The sequence below is a fragment of the Veillonella montpellierensis genome (genome assembly GCF_947090115.1).
Classification (GTDB): domain Bacteria; phylum Bacillota; class Negativicutes; order Veillonellales; family Veillonellaceae; genus Veillonella; species Veillonella montpellierensis.
Map to the genome: position 1 here is coordinate 43494 of NZ_CAMUMS010000012.1, position 9475 is coordinate 52968.

Sequence of the window (9475 nt, forward strand, 5' to 3'; positions counted from 1 at the left end):
TGGTCCTATCCCTTTCTCTATACTACAAATCTTCGTTTACGTAAAGCAAGATGGTATGTCTATTTTTCTAACATAGATTCTAAAATGACCACATCCGTACTACGCATTCCTTCACGAGCGATTTTGGCAATCGTATCTACCGTCGTATCAATGTCGTCTTTTACAATGCCATCCCCTGTATGAAAGCTATTGCCCGTCTTAGCTTGTCGATGCCCTAAAAATGCATTATTCAAAGCCAGTGCGATTTTCATAGCACAGGAGGCTTTTGCCCCATCACAAATTACACCCGATGTGCCTGCTAATGCATTCGACAAAGTTTGTGCTACTACTTCTCGACTTTCACCTAACAAAAAGGCAATGGCCGCCACCGTAGCGGAGGAAGAACTAACCACGCCACAATAGGCACTCAAACGGCCTATGCCAGATTTAATATATAATGCTAACATATTGGCCAATACGAGGGCACGTACGGTTCGTTCTTCTGAAATATGGTAGGCCTTCGCATATATTAGAATCGGCACTGATAATGTAATGCCTTGATTTCCACTACCACAATTAATCATAACTGGCAAACTACATCCACTCATACGCGCATCCGACCCTGCTGCCGCATAGGCACGTGCCCGTTCCTCTATGGAATCACTTTCATGGATAATCAATTTTCCGATATTCGCCCCATAGTCATTGGCTAATCCTTCTTCGGCAATCGCCATGTTATAGTCTAATTGTTGCTTAATTACATCATAAATTTCGGAAATATCTCCATGATCGGCAAAATCATAGCACTTATTAAAATCTAGTTCTACTGGTACGGTGGCTGTATCAACTACAGGGTTATCTAATAGTACGGTGCCATTTTTTTCAATCCGTACAAGATTTGTGTGGGCGTGTTCTACAATCACTCGCACCACATCATCGCCATGATACGCAAACACTTCGATATATAAATTTTCTACATTTTCTGCTAATTCAACGGTACAAAATTCAGAGTCCACTAGTTGATCTGCTTTCACTAAATCACTTGGCGATAATGATTCCAGTACTTCTAGTTTACGGTCTGCATTACCCACAATCGCGCCTAACACTAAGCTATAGTAAATACCTCGTCTGCCTTCTGCATTAGGTATGGTAACACTCTTAGCATTCTTGATGATATTGCCACTGCACAAAGCATGGATTCTATCTGGGAATGCACCTAATACTTCTACGGATTTTGCCGCCGCAAAGGCTAAGGCAATCGGCTCTGTACAGCCAAAAGCTGGCACAATTTCATGTTGTAATAATGTAATAAATTCTTTCATAGTATCCCTCATTTTATCTTTCTCAATACATACTGATTTATCAAATTATAACTATGTATAGTATATATCATTATCTACTATATTGCATTAATAAATACCATTCTTTTGAGTATAATATACATTTTTAATAGGATATCCTATAGGAGTAGATACATTTTCTATAGCAACGCTCTAGGTTCTAGTGGATAATTGATATATGTAGCCACTAGAAACCTACCAATCTAAGAATCCATGCGAATCATCTTCACATAGATACCAGATGTAATAATAGCACTTAGTCAACATCATCTGTACGACTAAGTGCTATCTCCAAGATGTAACACTATATACTACTTTCAAAATGATTCCATAAGAACCTTTTCCTGTTTCCCTCAAATTCTTGTGTATAGGATACACTAGCTAAAGCCAACGTGCGTATAGGTAGATACATGTTCCATACCATGTATATTCCCACTCATATAATAAGGTCTTTATGATTTTCCATGGCCTACATAGGAGAAAGGAAATATGCCTACACCACATGATCGTCATAGGCACACTACCACAATAGATCGATGACTCACTGCTAGGCGTTGTATAGAAACGATACTGCCCATAGTAGGCTACTTAGTTTCACCATATCCATTATCATTTACTCGATTAATAGAATAGGATAATACAGATAACAGACGTAATAAATGTGATAATAGCTGGCACAGAAGCCCGTTTCACTAAGTCTACACTAGAAATATTCGCCATGCCTGATACGGCAATAATAACTGCACTAATCGGGGATAACAAACGACCTACACTCGCTGAATTTTGCATAGCCAGTAACATAGGAGTCGCTTCCGCCCCTAATTCTTTGGCAAAGCCCGGCACTAATGGTGAAAAGGCAAACATAGAAGCAACACCAGATCCCATAACAACGCTCAATACGACAATCAATCCTGCAATGCCCACGAGAATACAGTCGAAAGGCAACGCCATCCCTTTAATGCCTTCTACAAAAGAATTAACGACGCCTAAGGATGTTAAGCCAAAGGCAAATGTTTCCCCTGCAACGATCAAAGTTACTGTATTCGATAATTGGTTGCCCATGCCTTTAAAAAATACGGTAATACTATCTGCTACTTTTCGCAAACTGCCTAACCGAATTAGCTCACATGTCATGGCAATAAATAAACTTAAAAACATGGCTAAGTTAACATTCATTTTAATACTGCCTATGGCATATGGACTAAATCCTAAAATAAAAATTAGTGGCAATAATGGTAAAAACATATAGATCATAGGTCCTACAACTAATTCTGTATGTTCCACATTTTCTTCTTGCTCTACCTCTGTAGTCACTACATGACCTGAGCGCTTATCACAATATTGTTGCCAAAAATAATGACTAATCGCAGCCATAAGTCCACAAATAACATACACTTTCAACTGATAATCAACAAAATATGCATGTACTGGAATATTTGCCGTTTTAGCCACTAGCAAGGTAGTTGCTGAAGCAGGTCCAATATCAAGTAAATGACCAGTGGCAACAGCTGCTGCAGCACCTACAGGACTCACGCCTAAACGAACTAAAATGGGGAAAATCGTTACCATCATTAGCATCGCCAATCCAGAGGCACTAGGAATGACCAAGGACATGAACATATTGATAACGAACGTAATCGCCAACACTAAATAGGGTGCTTTCATTTTTTTCAACGGTTTTACCGCCACCGTAACCAAACGAGCACTGGCACCGATATGATCCATATATTTTGCAAAGCCCGTACAGGTCATAATCATAAGGCCAAGTCCTGCCACATCTTTACCTGCTAATACGACGATGTATTGAAAAGCGTCAAATATAATATTGCCTGTTTGTTGTTTTGCATCTACAAATTGTGTCGTATACCCCAAGCAAAAGGAAATTAGCATCATAATAAGCCCACCTGCTAATAATACCGATTGCGGTTTAAATTTTTTAATCACCAAATAACCTACAATTATAATAACAATAAGTGCTATCAATATATTCATTATTTAGGACCCCCTATTAAAAGTTTTCTTTACTTTCTTTAAAATCAACTTTAATTTGTTCTAATACGTCTGGATGTTCTAACAGTTCCACTACAGTTAATGCAATCCCCTTGGCGCCATTCATAATTACATCTTCTGCAAATTGTGTTTTTCCCTTATCCAACCACTCTTTAGAGTGACTACTTACTCCACGATTAACATATTTTACCCGTAAACACGCACCTGGCACACGGAATGTAACGCTCGAAAAGTCAGTAGATCCTGTGACTTTACGTGGCTCAGAAATATCAGGAATACCGATTTCTGCTGCATGCTTTAACAATATATCATTGAGGCGCTGCACATTCACTTTGTTATCATAGGCTTTTACCTCATCAATCGTTAAGGTGGCCCCCACTTGTAACGCTGCCCCTTCTGCAACTTTATACACTTTTTCTAGTACTTCATTGAGTCGAATACGACTGGAGGAGCGAATATACCATTGCGTACAGGCATAATCTGGTACAATATTAGCCGCCTTACCGCCATCTGTAATAATGCCATGCATTCTTACATCTGTTGGCACATGTTCTCGTAAATATTCCATACCATTAAAGAATAACAATACCGCATCTAAGGCGCTAATACCTTTTTCTGGAGCAATCGCCGCATGTGATGCTTTGCCGTGAAATTTAAAATTAATTAAATTCAGTGCCAGTGACTTACCATCAACCGTGGTAGAATCACTGCCATGCATCATAAACGCCACATCTAAATCATCAAATACACCATCTTTCGCCATGACTAATTTGCCACTTGCCGTTTCTTCTGCAGGTGTACCTAATACAATCAACGTAGCTGGTACATCTAATATTCGTTTTAGTGCAATCGCCGTAGCCATAATAGATGGTGACTGCATATGATGACCACATGCATGTCCTAATCCTTCCAATGCATCATATTCACACAAAAGACCTATCTTAGGTCCACCACCTTGAATATGTGCTACCGCTTTAAATGCGGTTTTCAATCCACTAACTTCTCGTTCTACCGAAAATCCTTCTTTCTCTAACCGTGCTGTAATTCGTTTATGTGCCTCAAACTCCTCATTGCCTAGTTCTGGATGATCAAACAAGTAATCAGCGAATGCTTTCATTTCACCCCGAAGACTTTCAATTTCATTTAATAGCTTGTCATTATCCATGATATTCCTCCCTAGTCTCCTATATTACTACTCTCTAACTATTCCTATTACTTATCATATTAATGCTCTAACTAGATAAAATAAAATAGAAATACTTAATGCGATACTATTTATTTTTTCTATGTCCAATAGTAATATAACCATGAAAAATTTTAAAAAAATAAAGCTAGAGTTAGAAGGATTTATCGATTATAATAATAAAAACTACATTCTATCCTGAGTAATCTCTCGCACCAATGCTAATTCTCCTCATTAGTACACAGAGTATATATGTAGTAACACAATTGTCTCAAGAGTATGTAGTATTTTGTCTTTTTAGATACTGTAACGTAGGAGTTAGTATGGATTTTAAAGATTTAACAATTATTAAAGAAATCTATGAAACAAAAAATATTACCAAAGCGGCTAACAACTTATTTATTTCTCAGCCTACCTTAACCTATCACCTTCAAAAATTAGAAAAAGACTTAGGTATTTCAATTATGACGCGACAGCCTAAAGGTGTTGTGTTTTCTGAAAATGGGCTCTTACTAGCCCACTTTGCGCAAAAAACATTACAAGATTGGATGCACCTAAAAAAAGAATTTGTACTGACTAGCACCTCTTCATCAACACCGTTAAAAATAGGTCTATCAACGGTTATATCAAAACTAAAATTCCCGCGCCTATTTCAACAGTACACCCACATGCACAAAGAATTTAAACCACTCTTATATACAGGTTCTAGTACACTAGAACTACCTAAATTGCTGTATACAAAAGAAATTGATATAGCCATTGTCCGAGGCAATCTAACTTGGGAAGGCCCTCAAATTCTGTTAAAGGAAGAACCGTACTATTTAATTTCCAATTCACCAATTCAATTAGAAAATTTACTAAAAAGTACTTGGATTTGCTATCAATCATCCTATATTACGAAAACGGATTTACAACTTCGTCAATGGTGGAATGGTTATTTTACACACCATACACCGAAAACAATGTTACTAAACTCTATCGAAGCAGCCATTGAGATGGTGAAACACAATTTAGGATGGACGATTATTCCTGAAATCTACTTAACTCACTGTAGCACTCTACATGCTACGCCGATTGCAATCCGCAATGAACAACCGATTACTCGTAAAACGATTCTCGCCTATCAACCTTACATAGAAACCCATAAAGAAGCACAAATGTTCATCCATTACATAAAAAAGTATTACAAATGAGAAGCCTATCCAATTCTCCAGCGCCTGTTCATTACGCTTACTACTAGCAATATACTCACTGTACTTATATCACAATGCGCTTAGCAGCGTCACAACGATTCAACGTATCTATCGCTTTTTATAGGCTGTCCATCGTGTATATAACAATAAGATTTTTACTAACAAAAAGAGATATCCCATTAGGATATCTCTTTTTTAGTAGATGTTGTGTAGGTTGTGTAGTAAATAATTATCTTATAAATATAAATCTAACTATATCATAAACTTAATGCCTGAATTAATATTCCAGGATGCATGGTTACTATGTCCAAATGACTGACCATAGTCAATATACATGGTAGCTGCATTTGATACCTGATATGCTAATCCAAGATCAACATGGCCCCAATTATATGTACCCCGATGATGTGTCGTCTTCTGACCTCCATCGTTTGCCATATACGATGTGCCTACTGTACCATTATATTCACGGAATACACCAATCGATCCATATACATTCACGCGATTAAACTCTTTTGAAGCACTTAGCATGCCCCCTAGTATACAACTAGTGAAATCCTTCTGTGTAACAGTGACTGGTTGATCATTTTTTAACGCTTTATAGGTTCTTCCCGGTATGTTAGCTATACTCATAAGAACAGAACTATTAATATGCCATCCACCATACACAGTGTTATGGGCGTATTTAATAGCCGTACCTAATGCAGTTGTTGTATAACGTCCCCTAGTAGACACGCCAAAATCATTCACCGATGTAAATCCATGTTGCATATGACCAAGTCCCATAGCAAGGGCAATTGAGTTACGATCATTTAAATGATACGTACCTTCTACTTTACCCGTATAGATTGTATCTTTGTTAACAGTCTTACCCGATCCATTAAGATAGCTAATGGATGTTACCAAATCAAGACGTGGCTGTATACGGTTTCCATATGCTATTTCCACTTCATTGTATTTTGTTGATACATCGTCTTGCACTGAAAGTTCGCCATGAGTCATACGAACATCAAATTCCTTATCCCGTATTGGTGCATGGAAGTTTTTGAAATTGTTGACCCAAATTCTATTAATGGCAGTTCTAGCTAACCGTTCATCTTTCATAACCTTTGTTTCATAGGTCCCCATTGTAACAGGTTTTTCCAAAGACCCCTGTACATAGGATCCCACCTTATCATCTGTATAGGTAAGTGTGCCTTCTACCAAGGTAGCAGAAGATGATGTAAGGCCTTCCGCAATACCTACTTTTCCTGCTAACTGTTGCGGATGCTTAGTCGCATCTTCATATTTCAATTTTTTACTCAGTGCAGTTAATACCTTTTCAACAGAAGTGCGGTCCTTCATATTCACATCAGTGCTATCCGTCAATAATGTAACCTGAGAATTTTCTTTTGCTTCTTTTACAATGAAAGCGCCACCTGTGTAATCATCATCTGATGTGCCTTGATTTCTATGTGCATACATAACCTTCATCGCACCAGATAAAGAATCCACTAGAATCGGATGTGGATCATTTTGTAAAATAGTACCTGCTGTATCAGCTGTCGCACCACCGATTAAATTTTTTATCTTTGAGCCAGTAAAATCACCTACGCCCTGAAACCCTTTAAACGGTCTGCCATAATTAATATTATTCCAGGTAGCTTTATTTTCTAAAATAAAATTCATCCCCGTAGCTTTTCGAATCTTTGCTTTGTCCGCAGCTGGATGTGTTCGTTCGATTTCTGCATAATGATTAATGACACGGCCTTTTAGTAACGAGTCTGGTGTAGAAAGAGATAGATTAACATTGGTAGGTGTATTGCCATAGGTGAGCGTATCATTATCGGCACCGTTCACTGGTTCACGATTGAACATGCCCACATTACCTAATATTTCTACCTTATGCCCATTCGAACCTATGAGATTTCCTGTGTCATCTAGCTTGGAGTTCATGCTAACCGTTGACTCTTCAGAGACAATCGCATAATGTTCGAAATCCATAGTACCCTTTGTCGCAATACGACCACCGCCATCAATCGTAATGGCGGAGCGAGAATTAGCCTGTATACCTGTGCCATCTCCATCGATATCTACATCGCCAGTAATATGTACTGTAGGTCCTTTATTTTCTCTCACATAATTTAACCCTGCATAGATACCATTGACAAAGTAATGGCCCACAAAATAGTAGGTACCTCGCACGCCTTGATTAGGGATTGCCAAATGAATCTTAGCATTGCCGTCAATTGTTACTTCACCAGCGTTGACCGCCCCAATACCACCTGTTACCGTTTCACTTGCTTTTTTATCTGGTTCTTTCCAATACCCATTCGTTACATTAAAATCTACATCACCTTTAATATTCACTTTAGCTGGTGTATTATCCTTACGATGTGAAGAAATAGCTAAGGCAAAGGTATCCCTAGGTTTACTTGTTTCATCTACCGTAACAGTTACTTTTTTAGCAGTAATATCGATATTCCCTATAGGGGTCTCTGTCTTATCGGCTTTCCATTCACGCCAACCCATAGTAGTTTCAGACCCTTTAATGGCGCGAATAGGCATATTGTTATTCACTTTATCAAACGTTAGCTCAACGCCAGGTGCATGGATGGTAACATTAGCTTCCTTAGAGTCTATACCTTTAAACTTTTTATTAAAGGTACTATCTTTAGTAAACGTATATGTTCTGCTAGTATTATCCAAAACACCAGCTTTTTTTAATGGACTAAATGGCATAGCTTTCCCATCCATAGTATCAGTTTTACTAAACTCCGTTGTTGTTTGCTCCGCCAAAACAGTGTGCGGCATGAATGTTAAGGTACTTAGACTTAAACATATAGCCATGGATAACTTTATTTTTTTTGAATTCATAATTCCCCCTTGGTTGTTACTATAATAAAAAGATATCCCACATGTGTTTAATAGATTATAATCTTCATACTATACTTTATGATATTTTCAATCTTTCAACAAATGAAAAAGTATTATCATATTTTCTCTATCAATATAATACTAATTTAGAAAAACATAAAGAATTAAAGAATTTTTAACAACTAGTATACGTTTAAAACTGAAAATTTTTCATATTAATAATATTTATGGCTAATATAGATATTTTCGATAAATTATCATATATATTTTGAATGGAAATTTAATTTTCTAATCTCGGTCTATGGATAGTAAAACGAAATCTCTTATCATCCCCTTGTTAATCTATTTAGTATCTACTTTATACATACATCACAATACGTTAGATCATAGCAACGTTTTTATGCCTATAATAGAAATCAAACTTCGATTGACATACAACTTCTTATCATCCCTTTTTAGAAAATAGGATAACAATATACTACACCTCTTATTTTTAACTGTTTCTATGCATCGAATACTCTGTATAGTAATAAGTCACAACTTTACATCTTATACCTATTCCATACAAAGCATACTTATTCTGACTCGTGGTATTTATCCATTATACGCCCACATGCTACGTAGTAACGGGTATACTCTTACAAGGCTATATTCACTAACGATATTAAAAACTTTTTATTGGTCTATTCTGCTTAAAGTTCACTAGAAAAGATAAAATGCCGATGGAGCTAGGAAATACCTAGCTCCATCGGTATTTAAAACAACACGTTTTGTCCTATAACTCCCAGTTTAACTGGAGGGGTAATCATGCCTATTCGGCGTACAATAAAAAGCACTTACCAAATGGTAAGTGCTTATCCTTAATCAGCAACTTCCTATCCTCCCAGGCCGTCGCCAGCCAAGTACTTTCGGCG

General features: G+C 37.3%; 5 protein-coding genes. 1 reads left to right on the forward strand and 4 read right to left on the reverse strand.

The features are described 5' to 3' along the window. Positions 1–59 precede the first annotated feature (59 nt). From P6940_RS07180 to P6940_RS07190, 3 genes are all read right to left on the reverse strand, one after another. A complete protein-coding gene (locus tag P6940_RS07180; protein ID WP_277293625.1) occupies positions 60–1301 on the reverse strand; it encodes a serine dehydratase subunit alpha family protein in 1242 nt (413 codons plus the stop codon). Positions 1302–1940: 639 nt separating this feature from the next. Beyond that, positions 1941–3311, reverse strand: coding sequence for a C4-dicarboxylate transporter DcuC (dcuC, locus tag P6940_RS07185; RefSeq protein WP_277293626.1), 1371 nt, complete (start codon positions 3309–3311; stop codon positions 1941–1943). A gap of 16 nt (positions 3312–3327) precedes the next feature. After that, positions 3328–4494, reverse strand: coding sequence for a M20 family metallopeptidase (locus tag P6940_RS07190; protein WP_277293627.1), 1167 nt, complete (start codon positions 4492–4494; stop codon positions 3328–3330). A 341-nt stretch (positions 4495–4835) separates the two neighbouring features. Here P6940_RS07190 and P6940_RS07195 point away from each other — a divergent pair, with 341 nt between their 5' ends. Continuing rightward, complete coding sequence (locus tag P6940_RS07195) at positions 4836–5705, forward strand: LysR family transcriptional regulator (protein WP_277293628.1); 870 nt, start codon at positions 4836–4838, stop codon at positions 5703–5705. Between the two features lie 252 nt (positions 5706–5957). Here P6940_RS07195 and P6940_RS07200 read toward each other — a convergent pair whose 3' ends face one another. Next, positions 5958–8561 carry a hypothetical protein gene (locus P6940_RS07200; protein WP_277293629.1) on the reverse strand — a complete coding sequence of 868 codons (2604 nt, stop codon included), beginning with the start codon at positions 8559–8561 and terminating at the stop codon, positions 5958–5960. Between the last annotated feature and the right edge of the window lie 914 nt (positions 8562–9475).

Excerpts from the sequence above, each read along its gene's own strand:
- P6940_RS07200 (WP_277293629.1), bottom strand. The coding sequence starts at position 8,561 with ATGAATTCAAAAAAAATAAAGTTATCCATGGCTATATGTTTAAGTCTA.
- P6940_RS07180 (WP_277293625.1), bottom strand. The coding sequence starts at position 1,301 with ATGAAAGAATTTATTACATTATTACAACATGAAATTGTGCCAGCTTTT.
- P6940_RS07190 (WP_277293627.1), bottom strand. The coding sequence starts at position 4,494 with ATGGATAATGACAAGCTATTAAATGAAATTGAAAGTCTTCGGGGTGAA.
- dcuC (WP_277293626.1), bottom strand. The coding sequence starts at position 3,311 with ATGAATATATTGATAGCACTTATTGTTATTATAATTGTAGGTTATTTG.
- P6940_RS07195 (WP_277293628.1), top strand. The coding sequence starts at position 4,836 with ATGGATTTTAAAGATTTAACAATTATTAAAGAAATCTATGAAACAAAA.